Here is a 21,488-nt window from a genome sequence, read left to right as displayed (position 1 = left end):
CGGACCCGAGTTGAGGTTCGTTTGACCCGGGGCCACTGCTGGGAAACTTGTCGGTGTGGTGTGCTGTAATCATCGGCTCGATACAACACGGGGCCGAGGGGGACGATAGTGACCACTATTGCTGATCTGACACCGGGAACGGTACTCAGCGGTGTGCGCCCAGGCCTGGTCACCGTCGTCGCGGCGACCCCGGTCGGTGACTCGCTCAACCTTGTCTTCCGGGACGCCGACGGTAACTACGGCGATCGATTGCTCTATGCGGCAGATTTGGCCATTATCGCGGTCCACGCTCCAGAGAGCCAGTGGACTTTGGACGCCGACGGAGATGAGTTCCGCCTCGCCGCCGAGGCGCTGCGAATCCGGATGGCCGGCATTCACGACCCCATGCTGGCGGTCACGACCAGCAACATTCGGCCGCTCCCGCACCAGATCAAAGCCGTCTACGAAGAGTTGCTGCCGCGAATGCCGCTTCGGTTTCTGCTCGCCGATGACCCGGGTGCCGGAAAGACAATCATGGCTGGGCTATATGCGAAAGAACTGATCCTGCGCGGCGACCTGCAGCGCATGCTGGTGATCGCTCCGGGTGGCTTGGTCGAGCAGTGGCAGGACGAGCTGTACACGAAGTTCGGGATTGACGCCGAACTTCTCACTCGCGATCTGGCCGCCTCAACTAAGGACGGGAACCCGTTCACCGACAGGCATCCTCTGCTCATCGCCCGCATGGATCAGCTCGCCCGATCCGAGGACTGGTGTCATTTTCTGGACCACTCGGAGTGGGATCTCGTGGTCGTTGATGAGGCACACCGCATGTCCGCCAACTGGTGGGCGGGCGAATTGCGCAAGACCCGCCGTTACGACCTGGGTCAGCAACTTGGACGGATTGCCCGGCACCTGCTGTACATGACTGCAACACCGCACGCAGGCAGCGAGGAGAACTTCCAGGCTTTCATGGCGCTGCTAGACCCCGATCGGTTCGAGGGGCAGTACCGGGCAGGCGTGCATTCCACCGATACCAGCGGCCTGATGCGCCGCATGGTCAAAGAAGAATTGCGCACCTTCGACGGCAAGGCACTCTTTCCCGAGCGCATCGCCGAGACGGTGCCTTACCAGTTGTCGGCGGGGGAGGCTCAGCTCTATGAGGCGGTGACGAATTACGTACGTACGGAGATGAATCGGGCGGACGCGCTTGACGACAGTTCCCGACAGCGGACGGTCGGCTTCGCGTTGACAGTGTTGCAACGACGGTTGGCCAGCAGTACCCACGCGATCCTGCGTTCGCTGGAGCGGCGACGGGAGCGACTAATCGCTAAGCGAACGGAGATGCTGAACCCCGTTCGTGCGACCGGTCCAGGAGACAGCGATTACCGTTTTACGGCTCGCACGATCGAGGATTTCGACGCCGACGAGCTCGACGCCGAAGAGGCCGAGGCCTTTGAAGAGAATGTCGTTGACCTGGCTACGGCGGCACGCACCGCGGCTGAGCTACAGGTCGAGAATGATCTATTGGGGGACCTGGTTGCTCTTGCGCGAAAGGTGCGCGATTCACGGCGCGATACCAAATGGGAGAAGCTGCGCGACCTGCTGCTAGATCAGCAGTTGCTGCGTGAAACTGACGGCAGTCCTCGCAAGCTAATCATTTTCACCGAGCACCGCGACACCCTCGACTACCTGACGGCGATGATCCGCAATCAGGTCGGAAGTGATCAGGCTGTGGTGAACATCCATGGCGGTACGTCTCGGCTGGAGCGTCGACGGGTTCGCGAAGAGTTCACTCACGAGCCACACCGCCAGGTCTTGGTGGCCACCGACGCTGCCGGCGAGGGTCTGAACCTGCAAGCGGCCTACCTGATGATCAATTACGACCTGCCGTGGAACCCGAACCGCATCGAACAGCGGTTTGGCCGCATCCACCGCATCGGCCAAGAACACGTGTGCCGGCTGTGGAATCTGGTTGCCGAAGACACTCGCGAAGGGCAGGTGTTCGCGCGGCTGCTGTGGAAGATGGAACAACAGCGCGCGGCCTACGGTGGCCGGCTCTTTGACGTATTAGGGGAGGCCTTCACGCGCCGGGCGTTGCGAGACTTGCTCATCGACGCGATCCGCTACGGTGACGACCCCGCCCGACGCGAAGAAAACGAACGCATCCTCGATACCGAATTGGCTGAGGGCACAGCCAAACTCGTCGCTGAACGAGCACTAGCCCGCGAGGCGATCGACCCAGTGGCGCTGGACCATATGCGCCGCAAGATGGATGAAGCCCGCGCCCGTAAGTTGCAGCCGCACTACATCCGTGCCTTCTTCACCGATGCGTTCGGCCAGCTCGGCGGCCGACTCGCCGCCCGCGAATCCCAGCGCTACCAGGTCACCCACGTTCCCGCTGCGCTGCGTAGCCGACAGCGTTCCGGCACCTATCAGCCTTTGGCTTCGAGTTATGAGCGCGTGACGTTCGAGCCCACCGCCACCATGGTCGACGGCCGCGCCGCCGAATTTCTTGCGCCAGGGCATCCCCTGCTGGATACCGTCATCGACCTGATGTTGGAACGGCATCAGCATGCGTTGACCCGCGGCACAGTGCTAGTGGACCCGTCCGACACCGAAACCGATCCGCGCCTCGTCGTCGCGTTGTTGTCAGAGATCATCGACGGCACCGGCCGTACCGTGAGCAAGCGGTTCACCTTCGTGGCATTGACCCCCGACGGGACAGCGCAGTCTGCTGGACCTGCGCCTTATCTCGACGCGAGTCCGCCGACACAAGACGTCAGCGACATCGTCAAGTCAGTCCTGGCGCAACCATGGCTGGCTCCGGGCGTCGAGCAGCTGGCCACTGCTTGGGCGATCACTCATGACCAGCTCCAGCACCTCGGCGACGTCGAACAAAGTGTCAAGCCCATCCTCGACAAGACCGCCGCTGAGGTACGCCGCAGGCTCACCATGCAAATCAACCACCTGGACGGCGAAGCGGCGCGGCTGCATGCAGACCTCGAGGACGGTCGACGTGGTCGGCGCGCATTGCGCCACAGCCCGGAAAAGCTCGAAGCCCGGGCTCGTGATCTAGAATTGCGGCTCGCACGACGATTGACAACGCTTTCTGCCGAAAAGCAGCTTGCCGCAAAGCAACCCACACTGGCCGGTGCGGCGCTGATCCTGCCCGTTGGACTTGTTAACCCGGTTCCCGGGCCTGCTACAACGTTGGACACCTCGCTGGTCGAACGGCGTGCCGTCGATGCGGTGATTGCCGCCGAGCTCGCTCTGGGCCGGCAGCCTGCTGAGATGCCCCGCAATAACCCCGGATATGACATCGCGTCGACGAGCGCTGACGGACACACCGTCTTCATTGAAGTGAAAGGCCGTATTGTCGGCGCACCGGACTTTCACGTCACCAAGACCGAGGTATTGACCGGCAAGAATGCGGCACCGCACCACCGTCTGGCGATGGTGGCTGTGCATCCCGACGGACCCGCGCTCGACGAATTACGTTATCTCGATAGCCCTTTCACGGGTCTCGACATGGATTTCAACCAGACTTACCTCGGCTTGGCCTGGGCACCGCTATGGAATAAAGGAAGCTCACCACTATGACCGTCGAGCGACGCAAACTCATCGAAGTCTCGCTGCCGCTGGAAGCGATCAATCGCGAAGCAGCACGGGAGAAGTCGATTCGGCACGGCCATCCTTCGACTTTGCATCTGTGGTGGGCACGCCGCCCGCTGGCCGCTGCGCGGGCAGTGCTTTTCGCCCAACTGGTGGACGACCCCTCGGCGCATCCCGAGCGTTACCAGACGGCGGCCGATCAGCAGCGTAGACGGGAAGAACTCCATGCTCTGATCGAAAAGCTGGTTGTGTGGGAGAATTCCAGCAATCCCGACGTTCTCGCCGAGGCGCACAAGGAAATCCTGGACTCCACCGGGGGCAATCCACCCATCATCATCGACCCATTCGCAGGTGGCGGGACGATCCCCCTTGAGGCACAACGTCTTGGGCTCGATGCCCGAGCGTCAGACCTCAACCCGGTCGCCGTTCTGATCAACAAAGCACTGATCGAGATCCCACCGAAGTTCCGAAACAAGAAGCCGGTCTTTCCTGGCCTGGCTGATTCGCAGATCCGTACATGGAAGAATGCCGAAGGTCTCGCGGCCGATGTACGGGCTTACGGGCAATGGATTCGTGATGAAGCCGAGAAGCGCATCGGACACTTGTATCCGAAGGCAACTTTGCCTGATGGTACGAAAGCGCCTGTGATCGCGTGGATTTGGGCGCGGACTGTCACATGCCCGAACCCCCGGTGCGGCACTCAGATGCCCTTGGTGCGGTCATGGTGGCTAGGCAAGAGGAAGGGAAAAGAGGCGTTCGTTGTGCCCTCGGTCGTGAACGGGAGAGTCTCGTACAGCATCAGCGGCGATCTGAGGAACGCACCGGTTGAGGAAAGTGAGGGCACCGTCGGTCGGACTGGAGCCACCTGCATCAATTGTCGGACCGCGGTGGAACTTAAATACATTCGCTCCGAGGGGCGGGCAGGGCGGATCGGCGCGCAATTGATGGCGATTGTAGCTGAAGGAAAACGGCAGCGCGTGTACGTCGATCCCGACGCCGAACACGAAGAAGCGGCCCGCGTTGCCATGCCTGAGGATGTGCCTGACGGCGGGTTGCCAAACAACCCAAGAGATTTCAAGACTCCAAACTACGGGATGACACGGTGGTCGGACCTCTTCACAGTGCGCCAGCTAGTCGCACTTACAACGTTTAGTGAGCTGGTGCGAGAGGTTCGTGATCTCGTCGAGGCTGCGGCAAAGGCCAGTGAATTACCCGGAAGCCGACTCGCGGAAGGCGGTATCGGTGCCGCAGCATACGCGGACGCCGTCGCAACCTACATCGGTTTGGCGCTCAGTCGCACGACAGATCTCAACAATCGTATTGTCACCTGGTCCAATTCACGCGATCAAGCTCGGAACTTGTTCGCACGTCAGGCGATTCCAATGGCGTGGGACTTCGTCGAAGTATCACCGTTTGCCGATGCAGCCGGCGACATTGCAATTGCGACACGCACAATGTCGGAATCGTTACGATTGCTTCCTTCTGCGGCGGTCGGCTCCGTCAACCAGCGCGACGCGGCGCAGAGTGATTTCTCCGACTGTGTAATTTCTACTGACCCGCCTTATTACGACAACATTGGGTACTCCGATCTGTCTGATTTCTTCTATGTGTGGCTACGCCGGTCGCTCAGATCAATCTGGCCTGATCTGTTTGCCACGATGTTGGTCCCGAAGGCGGAGGAGCTAGTGGCCAATCCATACCGCCATAACGGTAATGATGGTGCACGACAGTTCTTCGAAGACGGATTTGTGACCGTGTTTACACACGCGCGTGCAGGCGCTACCAGTGAATTTCCCATCACTGTGTTTTACGCCTTCAAGCAGTCTGAATCGACGGACGATGGCGCCGTTTCGCGCGGTTGGGAAACCTTACTTGAGGGGATGGTTCGGGCGGGATGGGTGATCACCGGAACCTGGCCGATGCGCAGCGAGCGCGGTGGCCGGATGATCAGCGTAGGCCGAAACGCTTTGGCTTCGTCGGTCGTACTTGCACTTCGGCCTAGACCGGCTGACGCTCGAACCGTTGATCGGCGGGGTTTCATCACGGCTCTTCACGATGAACTGCCGACACGCCTTCGCGAACTCCAGCATGGCGCGATCGCTCCAGTCGATCTACCCCAGGCCGCGATCGGTCCAGGGATGGCTGTGTTTTCCCGTTACGCCAAGGTGCTGGAAGCTGATGGTTCATCAATGACCGTTCGCTCAGCGCTCGCGCAAATTAACGAGGTGCTCGACCAAGTGCTTTCGGAGCAGGAGGGCGACTTCGACGCCACAACGCGGTTCGCCGTCGTGTGGTACCGCCAACATGGTTATAACGCAGGTAGTTTTGGCGAAGCCGACAATGTGGCCCGTGCGCGTAACACTTCTGTAGCTGCGATGGAACGCGCAGGCATCCTAACCGCTCGGGCAGGCAAGGTCGCGCTGCTGGCGCCCGCCTATCTGCCGACCGATTACGATCCGGCAAGCGACCTCGATATCAGCGCATGGGAAGTTCTGCACCACCTGATCCGTCTGCTCGACGCTCATGGCTTAAATGCGGCAGGCGATTTCCTAAAGCATATCGGTGACCGCGGTGATGGCGGGATTGAGCCAGCACTCGTGAAAGAGCTTGCCTTCCTTCTGTTCTCGATCGCTGACAAGAATAGATGGGCAAAGGATGCCATTGCCTTCAACAACATAGTCACGTCATGGTCGGACGTGGTCGAGTTGTCGCGCGGAGGCGCACCCGCCGACCCGGCAATGACCCTGGACTACAGCACCGAAGACGAGGAGGTCTAGCCGTGGCTGTCACCAACCGCGACCGCATCGGACAGATGCTTGAAACCCTTGCGCCAGCGCTCGATACCTTCATCCAGCAAGTGGTCAAGCCGGAGTTGCCTAGCGGCGAGGATTGGACCTACATCGCGGAGATCCGGGACCAAGGCCGGAGTCAAGGCGGCGGGGTCAAGACGTATTCACGTATGGACCCGCAGCTTCAGCTTCGGATGCTGTGCGAGAACATCACCAGCCAGTTCAAGCCGAAGTGGTATCCCTTCGACAAGTATCTGAGCCGGCCGCAGAAAGCCTTGGCGATGGAGCTTGCTGATGTCCGAAACCGCTGGGCGCACAACGAGGCCTTCAATAACGAGGACGCTGCGCGGGCTCTGGAGACAGGCGAGCGGTTACTGCGCGCAATCAACGCGGGGTCCGAAGCTGACAAGGTGCAGCGAATGAAGCTGGATCTTCGCCGAGTAGCTGTGGAACGCGATGACCAGCGGGTGTTGAAGAAAGCAACCTTGGAGACTCCGACTTCCGGACTGCGGCCATGGCGGGAGGTCTTGGTGCCCCACGAAGATGTTGCGACCGGCAACTTCAAGGCTTCCGAGTTCGCCGCCGACCTGTTTAAGGTCGCAACCCACAGCATCGACACCAGCCGCGAGTACAGCGATCCGGTGGAGTTTTTTAATCGCACTTACCTAACCGAAGGGCTGCGTGAGCTGATCGGCGGTGCGGTTGACCGCCTGCGCGGTGATGCGAATGCAGCTCCGGTGATCAATCTACAGACGAACTTCGGTGGCGGTAAGACGCACTCCATGCTGGCTCTGTGGCACCTGGCGGCTGTACGGCCTATTACTGACTTCCCCCAAGAGGTCCAAGAACTTCTTGGGCTTCATGAGTATGGCGAGCTTGCCGGAAAGCAGGTCGCCCGAGTCGCGTTCGTAGGCAACCACTTCGCCCCCTCGGGTGAGCCCCGCGGCGACCTTCATATCAACACGGTGTGGGGTGAGTTGGCCTATCAGCTTGGCGGCGCTGACGCCTACGAGCTCGTCCGCGCATCCGATGAGTCTGCGACCGCGCCCGGCGAGGCGCTGCACGAGTTACTGCAGTACTACGCCCCTGCGGTGATCCTGATCGACGAATGGGTTGCCTACGCGCGCCAACTACTTGGCCGAGATGACCTCCCGGGTGGCGCCTTCGACACTCAGTTCACCTTCGCGCAATCGTTGACCGAAGCGGCCAAGGCTACACCCGGCATCTTGTTGGCAATCTCCATCCCCGCATCCTTTGACCCCAGCGAGGACAGTCCAGACGAACTCGGCAGCGACGAGGAAGTTGGTGGGCTAAACGGAATCGAGGCCTTGCGTCGACTTCGGAATGTAGTGGGCCGAGTGGCCGACCAGTGGCGTCCGGCGTCGGCAACAGAGTCGTACCAGATCGTGCGGCAACGCCTTTTTGTTGAGCCCAATGCTGAACAACTCGCGCTCATCGGTGAAACAGCACGCGCCTTCGGTGACTTTTACCGCAAGCATAACGCTGACTTCCCCCGAGAGGTGCTAGAGAAAGCCTACGAGGACCGCATCAAACGGTCCTACCCGATCCACCCTGAACTATTCGACCGACTATACGGCGAGTGGTCGACACTCGAGCGCTTCCAACGCACCCGCGGAGTTTTGCGCCTGATGAACACAGTGATTCATGCGGTATGGGTGGGCGGTGACACGGCGCCATTGATCATGCCTGGCTCCATCCCGCTGCACGTGTCTAGTGTTAATTCCGAGTTGACGTCCTATCTTGCCGATTCATGGAAGGCCATCATCGACGTCGACGTCGACGGACCCCAGTCGACACCTGCTCAGATCGATAAATCACGGCCCGTATTCGGTCAGGGTTCGCTCACGCAACGAATTGCGCGGACGGTGTTCTTCGGTGCTGCACCGACTTTGGGCTCTGCGCACAAGGGCTTGGAGACTACTCGCGTGTTCCTTGGCACGGCGTTGCCCGGCGACGTCGTCGGCAACTTTCACTCCGCGCTCAACGCGCTCAGCGATGCGGCCACCTACTTCTATTCGGGTGCCGGCCGTTACTGGTATGACCTACAAGCGAACATCAGCCGGACTGCGAAGGACTATGCGGAACGGCTGCACGACGAAGACGTCTGGGCGGAAATCGAGAACCGCCTGGCCGTCCAGCGCAGAACCTCCGGCGGTTTCGGAGGCGTCCAGATCTGCCCCGCGGACTCAGCCGACATTCCCGACGTCGACGAGGCCCGACTCGTCATCATGCACGCCAAAGCCGGGTACTCGCGGCGACAGGGGAACGACTCTGATGCCTGGCGATTCGCTCATGCGGCACTCGAGAAGCGAGGAACGGCGAACCGCACGCACCGGAACATGGTTGTTTTCCTAGCCGCCGACAGGGACCGGCTCATCGAGGTCAATGCAGCTGTTCGGGAGTACCTGGGTTGGAAGAACGTCACCGAACGCGTCGACGAGCTCGGGCTCACGCCGCAGCAGTTGCGTCAGGCGACCGAGCGTGCTGAGCGCGCTTCCACCACGGCTGATGACCGTTTGATGGGTGCGTATCACTGGGTTCTCGCGCCTGAGTGGCCTCCGAGCGCTCAAATGTTCACCTTGCCGGCGATCAAGGTGGAGATCAGTGGCACTTCGCTCGCCGAGCGCGTGAGCAACAAGATGATTAATGATGGAACTCTGAGTACTACGCGTGCTGCCTCGTCGATCCGACACGACATCACGACGCACTTGTCGTCGCTATGGGAGCGAGGCCATGTATCGGTGGGTGAGCTGTGGACTTACTACAGCGACTACCCGTACATGCCGCGGCTGCGCGAACGCAGCGTGCTAAACGCCGGCGTGGAAGGTTTTCGAGAGGGCTCGTCGTTGTACTGGCAGCAAGAGAGCTTTGCTCTTGCCGACGGCGTCCAAGACGGGGTCTATCAGAACCTTATGCTGCCCACCGACGAAAAGACCGCCGTTATCCGCAATGACACGCTCATCGTCCGTCCAGAAGTGGCTGAGCACCAACGAAAGCACGAGGGACGGGAAGAGCTCGATGAATCAGACGTCACGACGAAGCGGGGCGATAAGGGGTTTCCACCACCACCGCCAGAACCGCCGTCGCCCCCAAAGCCGACTTTCACGAGATTCTTCGGTACCCGACTTCTGAACGACCAACGTTATGCCGCGGACTTTTCCAAAATCATCAACGAAGTGTTGCAACCCTTGGCCGCAGCCGAGGGAACGAAACTTGAAGTCCGTGTCGAGATTACCGCGACAAACCGGTCTGGCTTTGAGGACAACAAGCGTCGGATCGTCAACGAGAACGCCACGACGCTCAAGTTTGAGCAACACGGATTTGAAAATGACTGAGAGTCCCAAAGATTCAGCACACACCGGTGGCAGCGTGGAACTGGTGCCGCTGCAACACGGTGAAGTTGCCATTGCAATCCAACCGGAGGGCGTGCTGGTAGAGGGTGATTCGGCTGATGTCGAGGCATACATCCGGCGGATACAGGATGGTTCAATACAGGCCATCGACGTCAGTGACCTGCCCGCGGAGAAGCTTCTCAATGTGGCTGGTATAGCGGCCGGAGCCGCGGCAATCGCAGGGAATTCAGCCAAATTCGTGCGGCTTTCGCCCGACAGTGTGAAGGCGCTGGCCGTCGGCAAGAGGATTCCCGGCACCAACGGTTATTTCCGCATGATGACACGTGGCGCAGACGGCAAGTTCTTGAGTCAGTTGCAGTGGAAACACACCTCAATCAATCCGCAACGCCTGATGTCGATCCAGATGATCGCCGTTCAGATGGCGCTCACGTCGGCAATAGCGCAAGTCGAAGATTCGGTCCGACGTGTCGAAGGCAAGGTAGAGGCCTTGCTGCAATTGGCAGAGGCTTCCCGCGCCGGGGACATCATCGGTCACAACGCCGCAGTCAACCGCAGCGTGAACTACCTGAAGAAGACCAACGCACTCCCAGACGCAATGTGGAGTTCGGTTACCGGCTTAGGGCCGACTCTTGCGGCCGCGGTCGAGAAACTGCGCAGCCACATCACACGCTGCATTGCGTCACTGGACCCATCGCTCCCAGTGAAGGACCGAGCGGAGCTTCTGCACCGCACTGTGAAAGACAGCAAGCTGCAGGAGTCGCTAGACCTCCTCGTCATCGCGGAGGAGACGCTGTACAAGTGGCAGAGCCTATTGGTAGCACGTGTCGGCGCTACCGAGCCTGAACATCTCGCTGAGGTAATCAGCGATTCGCGTGAGCTTATGACGGCGCAGCTGGCCGAGGACGGCAAGGTCTACCAGCAAGCGAAACGTGCGATTGACTTGGTTGCCCGGACCGAGGACATTGACGGGTTCCGCTTCTTGTCGGCGCAGAGGCTGGCGCGTGACCGTCAAGTCCTTAGAGAGGCCCTCGACAACTTCGCGAGCGCGCGGAGACACCAGCTTGACACCTGGGAGGACTTTGAAGTCCCCGACCCGCTCGACGCCGCGTCGGCGGTTGCCGACAAGATGCTGGACGCCGCTTCGGCCGCCACGGACAAGATGATCGAGTCAACAAGTCGTGCCATTTCTGGCGCCGGGGAACGGCTGCTCAAGGCCGGTGACCTTCTCGCCGAACGGCAACGTCGGCGGGAAGTCATCAGAGAGAAGCGGTCTTCTTTTGAGGAACCGAGCAATCGACAATCCGAGGGTGACACAAACTGATATCCCCTCAGTCCAGGATTTACACTGCAGCACCTCTAACAAGAACCTTTAGCGCTACGGAGCCCCTCGGGGCGCTAGCAGCCAAACCCCGACCCCGACGAGACCCTCGCCGCCTGGGTCACAGACGCACTCGTAGGCACACCGACGCAACGCTAGGCGATACCGAGCGCCGGGCTAACGATCGGCTTGCGTCCCGGGCCGAAGCAGGCGGCATTCGTGGCCGAACCACGTGGTACGCGTGTGTACCGCGGAACATAAACCTTTCGATGAGCTAATTGAGACTTAGGACCCACTAAAGGTTTCTGACGCTTCGGCCCGGTCTGACCCATACGATTCGCTGAAAGGTATTGGCTTGTAATCTGATTCGGCAGCGCATAGATTCGACATCAGTTACCCGCGCCTCTAGCGCCCCGACGCGGGATGCCGCCTATACCAAGAGCCTGGCCAGGTGTTCGTCGTTATACGAGCGACGTGCAGTGGAACCCAGGTCGCGTGTAGGCCCGTGACGACACCCTTGGGCGTGAAGTGGGTGCCACGGACAGCACCATCGTGCACAACCGTATGCGGTGGAAATGCTTTCCGGGGCACCCTTCTAGGTTTCTCGGGGAGTACCGAGAGAAAGTCATGACAATGACCGTTCCATCAATAACATCCGATCCGACGATGCCCATTGGGCGCGTCGAGTGGTGGCGTGACGACAAGTTGCCACGCTGCATAACCGCCCGGCGGATCGCCAGAGGCACAGACGCCTGGGTAGCTACACGGGTCGGCTTGTACCTGAGCGCCGAAGCACTCCTGAATAAGCACAGCGAAATCCTGCAGGCGTACCCGTACGCATCCGTAATTCGGTTCGCCGTTTCGGAGTTCGATTGGGTGTCACGCGCTGAGAAGAAGGGCATGCGCGTGCTGTAATCGGTTGTCCCGCTGTCGCGTTCGCCGGCCTTAATACGTCGGCGGGCGCGGCGCGGGTGGCGTACGCTATAGAGACCGGCCTCGCCGAATGTGTTTGGCGGCCCTTCGGCGCTAGAGGTCTCGGGACAACCAGAAGGGAACTCGGCCGTAACAAGCCTGTTGCGGTCGTCGGTATCTGCCTGCTTAGCGGGCCAGACCTTCCGGGAGTTGTCCGTGAATGAGGAGGAAAGCCAGTGCTCAGCGAAGATGAGCTGTGGGAATACCTGCATCACAAAGAAGGCATTCCCGTTACCCGCCGCACTATCAAGTGGGCGGTGCTACGGCGCGAGATCGTCCCAACCCGACTGGGTAATAAGAACCTGTTCTCGAAGCGAGATGCCTTGAACTGGCTAGCTTCGCGGCGTCAAACCGGCCCATATCGCGCGCCGAAGGCGGCGGCCTTCCCCGCCGCGAAGTGACCACTCCCGGCCGATTGGCAGCCGGCCAGGGGCGACTCCAACGAGCTAGCACATGGAGAAGAAAAGCAATGGCTAGTCTGCCGCGATAACGCTCATCCGCGACAACGGCGTGTGGAATGTGGTTGCAGGGGAAGCTAACACAGTGCTGGCTGAAGCCGACTACGAGAACATCATGGATTACGTCTCGACCTACGCCTGGCACGTCGAACATGCCGAACAAGAGGGTTGACCGGTCATGAAACTCGTTGCTTATCTGCGAGTCTCGACCATCGAGCAGGCCGACAAAGGCTATGGGCTCGATGTGCAGTGCGAGGCCGTCCGCAAAGCGGCCAAGGCGCTGGGCGCGAAGATTGTCGCCTGGAGCATCGACGAGGGGCAAAGCGGTGCCCTCGACGTGTCCAAGCGTCCCGGCCTACTCGACGCCCTGACGATCATCCGCGACGGCAAAGCGGACGCGCTCATCGTGCGTGAGCTCGACAGGCTTGCCCGCGCGGTGAGCGTGCAAGAGGCCGTGCTGGCGGAGGTTTGGGGCAGCGAGTCGTGCGCGGTCTTTACTTCCGTTCCCCCGCAGGAGGTTTCGCGCGATGATCCAGATGACCCCATGCGGACAGCCATGCGCCAGATGCGCGGAGTTTTCCATGAATTGGATCGCCGACTCATCGCCAAGCGGCTGCGTGACGGCCGCAATGCCAAGGCTGCGAACGGTGGGCACGCCACAGGCTCACCCCCATATGGTTGGCGGGTAGACAAGCCGAACCCGGAGAACCCGCACGGTGCGCTGGTGGTCGAACCCGCCGAGCAAGCTGCCTTGGCTCGCATGAGAGCCATGGCAGGGGAGGGCGCGTCAACCCGGGAGATCGCGCGTGTGCTCGCCGCTGAAGGTTACCCGACCAAGCGCGGCGGTCGTTGGACCAGTCCTGTGGCCGCGCGCATCTTGTCCCGCGGGAGCAGACAGAATGCCGCCGCATGAGGCACACGATAGGCAACATTCTTCGAGGTATCACCTACGCCTACATCCAACCCACACTGACAGAACGGCAGTCGTGACATGGCGTACATCCGCAGCTACGACACGAAACAAAAGCGCAAAGGCAAGACCGTAAAGCGGTATGAGGTGGTTTGGCGGGAGCCCGCCACGGACGCCAGGGGTATGCCCATACCGGGCCGGGTACGTTCACGGCAGGAGAGTTACCCAACGCGAGAAGATGCCGAGGCACGCCGGGACGAGCTCAACAATGCCAAGCACTTCGGCACAACAACCGCCCTAGCTGAGCAGAAGAAGGCAGCCGCGTTGACGTTCAGTTATTACGCGCGCGCGTGGCTCGATTCCCAACGTGTGAAGGTCACTTCCGCCAAGGTGAAGGCAGACACCGTCGACGGCTATGAAGCTCGCCTAGCGGTGTACGCGCTGCCGGAGTTCGGCGCAAAGGCGATCGCGTCGATTACCCCGGCCCACTGCGAGCGGTATCTTGCCGGACTGGTGGCGCGCGGGTTGACACCTGCCACGCTAAAGCATCATTGGTCAGTGCTCCGCGGCGTGTTCGTGTATGCCATGCGACACAAGGCAATTGCGTCGAACCCGGCTGATGGAGTTGACTTTTCTTCCAACAGCGCGAAACGCCGGAACCGGCGGCACCACCCGCTAACGGCCGAGCAGGTCGGGGCCGTGGCGGCCAGCGTCGGTAGGCGATACCCCGTGTACGAGCTCCTGACGCTGTTTGCCGCGTATACCGGCCTGCGTGCGGAGGAGCTAGCCGGCTGCGAGGTAGCTGGCCTCATCTTCGTGCTGGGACCGGATGGCGTCCGCGCGAGTGTGAACGTTCGTCGGGCGAAGAAGCGACGAGCCCGGGTATGGGTAACGGACACGCTCAAGAGCGCCAAGAGCGCACGCGCGGTGCCGTTGCCGGGGTGGCTCGCGGAGCGGATGCGCCATTATCTCGAGCACACGCACCCACGCGCTAAGGAGCCAACCGCGCCGTTGTGGCCGAATTGCGCACTCGGCGGCTCGCGTCAGCGCGGCCAACTTGCGGTCGCGCCGATCGACTTCTCTGAGCCCGTCGACACCGGGGCGTTCTATAAGAACGTATTTTGTCCGGCATTGGAAGCTGTCGGCCTACCGGCGAGCCGCCCAGCCACGAAAGATGCACCCGCTGTTCAAGGGGTGCGGTTACACGACCTACGGCATACGGCGGCGACACTCTGGCTTTCGGCGGGTGTCCACTTCATGCAGGTCTCGAAGTGGCTGGGACACAGCACGTTCACGCTGACGTTGGACGTGTACGGCGATTACATACCCGAGGACGACGGTGGCGCGGTTAACCCGTTGCCGGAACCACCTGGCCAGACTAGCGGAGATGAAGGAAGTACCAACGTCGTTTCTTTCCCTTTGAGGTCTTCTCGTTGAGAACCTCGCCGGCCTTTTGAATGAAGAATCCGCGTACTGTAGCCATCCGCGCGATAGAGGCTGCAAATTCTGACTCGGCATTCGTGAGCCCTACTTGCCTAGCCTCGTTGGAAGCCGCTGCTACCTCCAAGGGCGTAGCCTCAGGGGAGGCGTTCTTGAAGTCGTCCAGAAGGTTTTCATATGTGATTCTTGCGACGACGAATTCCTCGGCATAGGTCTGGATGCCATTGCACGCTTCCTCTAGCCGTCGGGCGAGTTCGACGAGGGCAGTGATCCCGATCAGATTGATCGTTTCAGCCACGGGTCCGATCTTGTGAATCGCTGCAGCTATGGCGTCTCCGTCGAGATTTTGCCGTTCCTCGACTCCCTTCTCGTACAGAGTTTCGACATCAAGTGATGCCGTCACCGCATCCGAACAGAGACGCAGCAACGTATCTCTTCGCCACTTGTCTACTTCTCGTCCGTCGGCGGCGGCAATCGCACGACGGTTGGTGCGGTTACTTAGTAGAACCCCGGCGAACGCGACCATCGCGACCACTAGCCCGGTGCCGACCGGGAGCCAGGGTTGCCACCACTCGGTGTGATTTGTGATCTCTACGGGGAGAGGTGCAAGCGGTACAAGAAGCATGGTGGTTAGAACGTCAGAGTGATTGTCTCTTCCTGGATTTCGCCATTCTCAAGCCATCTGACTCTAATAATGATCTTGTTGGCGCCCCAAGCGAGTGTGATGGGGAAGCTGACTTCGGATAGCGGCGGGAGGTCGATCGGTGTGCCGTCGTAAAAAAGCCTAAATGGGCCTTTTTCGATCACTTCGAGTGTAAGCTGTTCGGCCTTAACGGTTTGACTCTTGTTTTCGAGAATGACGCGCTTACTACCGTCGTCGTACCGCAGCCTCGGCATTGCGTGGTCGGCGGCCGCCTTATGTGCGGTTGGTTTAGGGCGGGCTGTTAAATCCATCTCGTAGATGTCGTGCTCAACCGCGGCGCGTACCTGGTAAGCAAGGTCTTGAGGATTGGCGTATTCGCCAAGTAGCCCACGCTTTTCGAGGTCGGCGCGAAATGCGCGGAGTTTGGCAAGCTGGTCGAGGTCGGCATTCCGGGGCAAGTCCTCGTTTGAAAACCACACGTGGACGAATTTGCCTTGGTCTATGGCGCGGTCTATCTCCTCGGCGGTCCCTGACACCGCGTTTGTTGTCGCTTGTCCTAATCGGCTATCAAACAGCGCCACGAGGATGTCTGCCTTATCGACAATCTGCTCATTGATAATGCCCTGCGGGCCGCCCGAGCCCATTCGCGGAATCGCGTCGGATTTCCAATGTTGGGGTAGCACAATCACGCCGTCCCGCTCGGCGCGCGCACCGTTGAGGCCGTGCAAGGCGCTTTTGATGGCATCCACTTCTTCAGAGGTGTCGCCCGGCGCCGAAATCATCACCAATACGCCCTTCGCATCAATCATCAGTCCCCCTTATTAAGTGGTGCTCCGACTAAACCGTCGCATAATCTTCACATGGCCTCCGCCGTCGCGGTATACGCGCCGACGCCCTCAACTCGCAACAGGGCCTTCACCAGCCGTTCAGCGGCGCTTTTCCAGTCGAACCGGTGAGGCCTTTTCGCGACGGCATCGAGAGCGGCCCTCGCGACCCACTCAGGGTGATTCAAAGCGGTTGTCCACCGAGTCTGGGTTTCGGCCACTTCCACGAGTCGGCGCTAATCATCAATCGCCGCTCGTTGAATGGACCATGTGGTTTTCCGTCTGCTCTCAGTGCCAAACCACTAGACCTTCGGCTTTGGGAACGGGCGGCATGTTGGGGTCGGTTCCAACGTATCCGAGCGCCAGCACACCGATTAGGTCGCCAGTGAAGCTCAATCTCTGCTGGATCGCGTTCTCAGCGACAACGACGTCGCCCATAAATGCTGCTGCCAATCCGAGCGCGTGGGCAGCTAGCCACATGTTCTCGACCGCTGCCCCGAGGCCAACAAGTTCCAGCCCATACCCTGTCAGAGAGCCGTTCAGGGCTTCCGGTGTTGCGCGGGCCAGTGTGGTTCGGCCACCGCTGAAGACACCGCGATTCTCGACGAAGATGGCAGCGGAAACCTCGGCGAGGGCCCCAGCCGATTCGACAACGGTAGAGACATACTGGGGGTACGGCGCACCGGTTCGCGGGTCGTGCGGTACGTAGGTCGAAGCGTCCTCAGCGTCGCGGACGGCGTCGGCGATCGCTTCCAGCGCTTTCTGGTCTCGAACCACATGGAACCGCCAGGGTTGGGCGTTCTTCGATGAAGGTGCTGCGAGCGCGCACCTAACGATGAGCTCCAAAGCGCCCGTTGGCACTGGTCTGGCATCGAACCCGCCTCGAACACTGTGCCGTGTCAAGATAAGATCGATAGCCGAACCCACAACATTACCTGTCACTCTCTGACCCGTCTTCCCAGATCCGATGAGAGCGATACTAGACCGCGCGCAACCGCCACCAAATACCAGGAGCAATCGCCGATTTGTGACGTCGCAAAGCAAGATCGCAAGGTAGACGGCCATGTCAAACGCGCTCACCCCAGCTCAGCTGCTCAAGTTCGCTCTATTTGACAAAGGATTGTCGCTGGCCGAATCAGCCCGACGGGCTCTTCGGGAACTCAATGGTGACCGCGCGGTGTCGCCTCATGACTACGCATCGACATCCGGTATTATTCTTGAACTCGACGACGACGTTTGGGTGAATGCGCCAATCGAGTTATATAATAGAAATTTCGTTTCCCATACTCCCTATCAGCTGCTTTACGACGACGGTTTCCGGGTGGAGGGGGAGGGGCTCAGCGTCGGTGCGTCTTTCTGGCCGCAGCCGTCATATCACGGGACGGCCGGTCCATGGGGACCGATAAACAATTTTGTCGTGACGCATGGCGACCGGGCGCGGCTCTCACCGGTGCGAAGTTGTGCGATGACATGCACATTTTGCAACGTTCCGTACGACGATCCGATCAACGTATACGCGTTGAAGTCGCCGGAGGCCGCCTTGTCAGCGGTCCGCACCGCAGTCACCGACCCACTTCAGCCCGCGCACCATCTGCTCATCTCCGGTGGCACGCCCAAACCGAAGGACGTCGGCTGGCTAAGGGAACTCTACGCACGTATGCTCGTCGAGCTTCCGGACGTGCCGATCGACATCATGATGGTGCCACTCCCAGAACTCTTTGATCTCAGGGAGCTGGCAAAGTTGGGGCTAAATGAACTGTCGATCAACATCGAACTCTTTAACCGGGAACGAACACGTGAATACGCTCGCCAGAAATACAACCAGGGCCTTAATTTCTATCTAGACTTCATCGAGCGGGCAAGTAATGAGTTAGGAATAGGCCGCACCCGCTCAATGCTCATGGTGGGCCTCGAGCCCCCCGAGGACACGCTCGCCGGTGTACGCGCTATCGCCGAACGGGGTGGCACTCCGGTTCTGAGCCCGTTCCGACCTGATCCCGCGACTCCGCTGCGCAGCTTACACCCGCCCTCCACCGATCTGATGCTGAAGACGTACCTTGAGGCACATGAGATCGTAGAGAGGTACGGCGTCGCCATTGGCCCCGACTGCCCTCCATGCACCCACAACACGCTGAATTTTGCGACTGGCACCGACGGGACGCTTGCATACCCGCACAAGCGGCCCACAATGCTCGGGCACAGCTGATGCTTCTGCGGTCGGCTGATGATCTTTCCGATTCGGCGGTCGACTGGATCATGTTCCGAGCAGAGCAACATCGCACCGCGAGCGCAAAGGCCAATACTCGTGTAGCGGCGGTTATCGGCCTGGTGTTCTTAGAAACATCCCTGCGGACGCGGGTCGGATTCGCGGCGGCGGCAGCGCGACTCGGCGCGGCTTCGGTGGAAGCGTCCGAGCAGCGCCGCAGTCCAGTGTCGATGGCCGAATCGGTACACGACACTCTGCGCACCGTCGCAGGATACGTCGATGTAGTCGTGGCCAGGGTGAAAGAGGAGCTGACCGCGCCCGCAAATCTGACTGTCCCGATAATCAGCGGAGGTGATCGAGGACCTCGGGCCGAACATCCAACGCAAGGTCTAATCGATGTCTTCGCGCTGCGGAGACTGCATATTGCGCCCGAGCATCAGGTGATAGCGGTATGTGGCGACCTCCGGATGCGCTCTGTGCGAAGCCTTTTCGGGTTTTTGGCCCGCAATCCTCCCCGGAGATTGCTCCTGGTGACTGTCCACGAACTGGGGGATGGTCTGCACCTGCCTTCGGCGCTCGAAGAGATTAGTGAACGGCGCACCCTGCTTGAGCTTGAAGACACGGATGTCCTGTACGTGGCAGGGATTCCGCATGGCGCACTGGATGAAGCCGGCCGGACCAGGCTACGAGTCACACCGGGGACACTGGAGGCGCTGCACCCGCGTGCAGCTGTGCTCTGTCCGCTGCCTGTGATCGACGAGATCGACACCGCGGCGCGGACCGATAGCAGAATGCGAATATTCCAGCAGAGTGACGAAGGGCTCTATGTCCGTATGGCGATTCTCGAATGGGTGCTAGATCCGAGCCTCTTTTAGTTTAGGCCTAAGAGTGCGCGGCCGACCGCCATCTGTTTGCAGTTGAGCCGGCCGTTGATCTAATCAGTCAGGCTGAAATCGGCGGTGGTTTGTGGCTCTTCGACGAGGGCGACAGCGCCTCCCCATCGACACAGGATTTGTTTGAACTGCAGGGCTGAACGTAGTTGACGAGTCGGATGCCGAGATCAGTCCTGATTCAGCTGCGCCGAGGAGCTCGGCGAGGATAGGTGGCAATATCCCGCCGCGGTACGGCTCCGCCATTCAAGTACTGGCGGAGTGGCTAAAAGCGGCCATCTGCTACGGGGCCGCCGTGATGCGCTAATGGAAGCGCGCGCTGAACACTGCCTGCGAGCATAGAGACCGACGAGTGCGGTCGATGAACCACGTCGATAGGATAGCCTGGGGGCACCTCGCGATTGATGGCTTAGACCGCACGAGCGCCCGGCCGGGGTGTCCGATGTGTTCGACGCTAGTGGTTGACTTGAATCATGACGTTCACGCCCGTCGCCGCCGTACTCATGATTTGCGGGCCAAGCGACACACAACAGCAGGCCCAACTAGTCCGCGATGTGATCGGCAAATGGAACAGCGCGCATGCTCAAGATGAGGGCGTGGTCTTCATTCCGAAGCATTACAGCACTGACACGGTAGCTATCTATCGGGAGGGATCAGACGGCCAGTTAATAATCAACGAACAGATAGCCGCTGGCAGCGACCTATTCATTTGCCTGTTCATGCACAGGCTTGGCAGCCCCACGCCAAGAAACAAATACTCTGCCAGCGTTGAAGAAGTCGAATTGGGGAATGCCAAAGGCCCACACATCTACTTCTGGGGCGGAGACGTTCCCGCGGAAATCGCGAACAACGCTGAGAGACTCGCCGAGCGGGAGCGTCTGCGACAATTCCGCGCGTCGATGGAAAGCGAAGGGGGCGGCAAAGGACTGTACGGCATCTTCCGGACTAACGATGAGCTCGCGACTCATGTCGAGCGGGCTCTTTGGCTTGATGCGCGCCGGATAAAGCGCGAGCGCAGGGAGGGGGAGGTCAGCGATGCCAACTTTCAGCCCGCAGAGTATGAGCGTGAGCGGTTTCAGCACAGATCGACGGCGAGCACGATGACTGTGGCGGATAACAGGCGAGCAACGGTCAATCAGGTCTCGAACGCAACGGATGACGCAGGTGTGGATCTCAGCAAACAGGGTTCAGCGATGGTGACATCGGAATCCACGTCTCCGAACCCCCACCACTCGCGCTGGGTCAGTGTCATCCGGACGGGCTCCGGGGATGTCCATCGTTTGGTGCGTGGAACCCAAGGAACGGTCTTCGCCACTAGTCGCCACCGCCCATCTGTCGGCGAGGATTGGGTTCGAATATCACCGGATGCCCGCGCAGTGGGAGTACTCCATGCCGGCCACCTCCGAATTAGCTGGGTTAGCCGGTCAGGGGAGCTGGAACCCTGGAAGCCCGCGCCGATGTCCTTCGCCGACTCAGCCGATACGACGGGGCTCCTTGCGCTTGCCAGAAGTGGTCGGACATGCGTCATGTGCGTTCTGAGCGACGTCGCTTCGACCTACGTTGTGCAAGTTTGGCCGTCAGGGCAGGTACGCAGGGTGCGAGAGCTGTGCTCGGCTCCCGTGTTCGACGCTGTGTTATGGGAAGACAGGGCTTTGCTCATTCGCGTAAATAACGATCAGAAGCGAACGTGCGACGCGTTTCCTCTTCTAACCGACATATTGGCGATCGACGCAGCCTTTTCTGGCGATTCTTTGTGCGTTGTGGCGATAGGAGAGGACTCGGACGGCATGGCGAGCATCCACGCCAACGGTCAACCGGCCGCCGAGGTTCCCGGTCCCGCGCAAGCGATCGGGTTGGTACACGAAACCGACCCTCATCGCCCGCCCTCCGTGATGGCCGTCTTGAACATGGACAAGCTGGACCTGCGTGACCTCTCGATCGTCGAGGATTGGTCTACGGAAAACTGGCTCTGAGGCAGGTCAGTCGCAGACCACTGGGCCCGCCGGTCGGCTCGTAAACTCGTCTTACTGGCATGGCACCAATGGGGTTGACAAAGAAATCGGGGTAGGCGTC

13 protein-coding genes are annotated in these 21,488 nt (G+C 60.2%); 10 read left to right on the top strand and 3 right to left on the bottom strand.

Annotation, left to right across the window (positions count from 1 at the left end; translation table 11 throughout):
- The first annotated feature begins 108 nt into the window (after positions 1–108).
- The 7 genes from I2456_RS16825 (at position 109) to I2456_RS16795 (ending at position 14,849) form a co-directional block, all read left to right on the top strand.
- A complete protein-coding gene (locus I2456_RS16825) occupies positions 109–3,579 on the top strand; it encodes a helicase-related protein (protein WP_241007738.1) in 3,471 nt (1,156 codons plus the stop codon).
- On the top strand, positions 3,576–6,368 hold the full coding sequence (locus I2456_RS16820; RefSeq protein WP_085075169.1) for a DUF1156 domain-containing protein: 2,793 nt from the start codon (positions 3,576–3,578) through the stop codon (positions 6,366–6,368). The genes I2456_RS16825 and I2456_RS16820 overlap by 4 nt, the downstream gene beginning before the upstream one ends.
- A gap of 2 nt (positions 6,369–6,370) precedes the next feature.
- Positions 6,371–9,736 (top strand): Swt1 family HEPN domain-containing protein, encoded by a 3,366-nt coding sequence (locus tag I2456_RS16815; protein WP_174814236.1) that lies wholly within the window; start codon positions 6,371–6,373, stop codon positions 9,734–9,736.
- The gene (locus I2456_RS16810; protein ID WP_174814237.1) at positions 9,729–11,075 is read left to right on the top strand and encodes a hypothetical protein; all 1,347 of its coding nucleotides are present in this window, start codon (positions 9,729–9,731) and stop codon (positions 11,073–11,075) included. Before I2456_RS16815 ends, I2456_RS16810 begins: the two co-directional genes overlap by 8 nt.
- Before the next feature lie 1,145 nt (positions 11,076–12,220).
- Complete coding sequence (locus I2456_RS16805) at positions 12,221–12,445, top strand: hypothetical protein (RefSeq protein ID WP_085075171.1); 225 nt, start codon at positions 12,221–12,223, stop codon at positions 12,443–12,445.
- 235 nt (positions 12,446–12,680) lie between these two features.
- Positions 12,681–13,415 (top strand): recombinase family protein, encoded by a 735-nt coding sequence (locus I2456_RS16800; RefSeq protein WP_085075172.1) that lies wholly within the window; start codon positions 12,681–12,683, stop codon positions 13,413–13,415.
- Positions 13,416–13,493: 78 nt separating this feature from the next.
- Positions 13,494–14,849 (top strand): tyrosine-type recombinase/integrase, encoded by a 1,356-nt coding sequence (locus I2456_RS16795; RefSeq protein ID WP_139823285.1) that lies wholly within the window; start codon positions 13,494–13,496, stop codon positions 14,847–14,849.
- Here the strand turns inward: I2456_RS16795 and I2456_RS16790 are convergent.
- From I2456_RS16790 to I2456_RS16780, 3 genes are all read right to left on the bottom strand, one after another.
- Positions 14,791–15,477: a hypothetical protein gene (locus I2456_RS16790; RefSeq protein WP_139823286.1), complete on the bottom strand. Its 687-nt coding sequence runs from the start codon at positions 15,475–15,477 to the stop codon at positions 14,791–14,793. The two genes, I2456_RS16795 and I2456_RS16790, sit on opposite strands and share 59 nt — an antisense overlap.
- Before the next feature lie 5 nt (positions 15,478–15,482).
- Positions 15,483–16,304: a hypothetical protein gene (locus I2456_RS16785; protein ID WP_085075173.1), complete on the bottom strand. Its 822-nt coding sequence runs from the start codon at positions 16,302–16,304 to the stop codon at positions 15,483–15,485.
- 303 nt (positions 16,305–16,607) lie between these two features.
- A complete protein-coding gene (locus I2456_RS16780; RefSeq protein ID WP_241007737.1) occupies positions 16,608–17,165 on the bottom strand; it encodes a nitroreductase family protein in 558 nt (185 codons plus the stop codon).
- A 217-nt stretch (positions 17,166–17,382) separates the two neighbouring features.
- On the opposite strand from I2456_RS16780, the gene I2456_RS16775 reads away from it, so the two are divergent.
- The 3 genes from I2456_RS16775 to I2456_RS16765 all read left to right on the top strand — a co-directional run bounded on the left by I2456_RS16775 (position 17,383) and on the right by I2456_RS16765 (position 21,388).
- Complete coding sequence (locus I2456_RS16775; protein ID WP_085075176.1) at positions 17,383–18,525, top strand: radical SAM protein; 1,143 nt, start codon at positions 17,383–17,385, stop codon at positions 18,523–18,525.
- Entirely contained in the window at positions 18,525–19,400 is an 876-nt protein-coding gene (locus I2456_RS16770; RefSeq protein ID WP_163703936.1) for a hypothetical protein, read from the top strand. The genes I2456_RS16775 and I2456_RS16770 overlap by 1 nt, the downstream gene beginning before the upstream one ends.
- Before the next feature lie 488 nt (positions 19,401–19,888).
- Positions 19,889–21,388, top strand: coding sequence for a hypothetical protein (locus I2456_RS16765; RefSeq protein ID WP_085075178.1), 1,500 nt, complete (start codon positions 19,889–19,891; stop codon positions 21,386–21,388).
- Positions 21,389–21,488 lie beyond the last annotated feature (100 nt).

This window comes from Mycobacterium kubicae (genome assembly GCF_015689175.1).
In the GTDB taxonomy this organism is placed as follows: Bacteria; Actinomycetota; Actinomycetes; order Mycobacteriales; family Mycobacteriaceae; genus Mycobacterium; species Mycobacterium kubicae.
The sequence above is the reverse complement of the archived record's forward strand: the minus strand, read 5'-3'. Positions and strand labels throughout refer to the sequence as shown.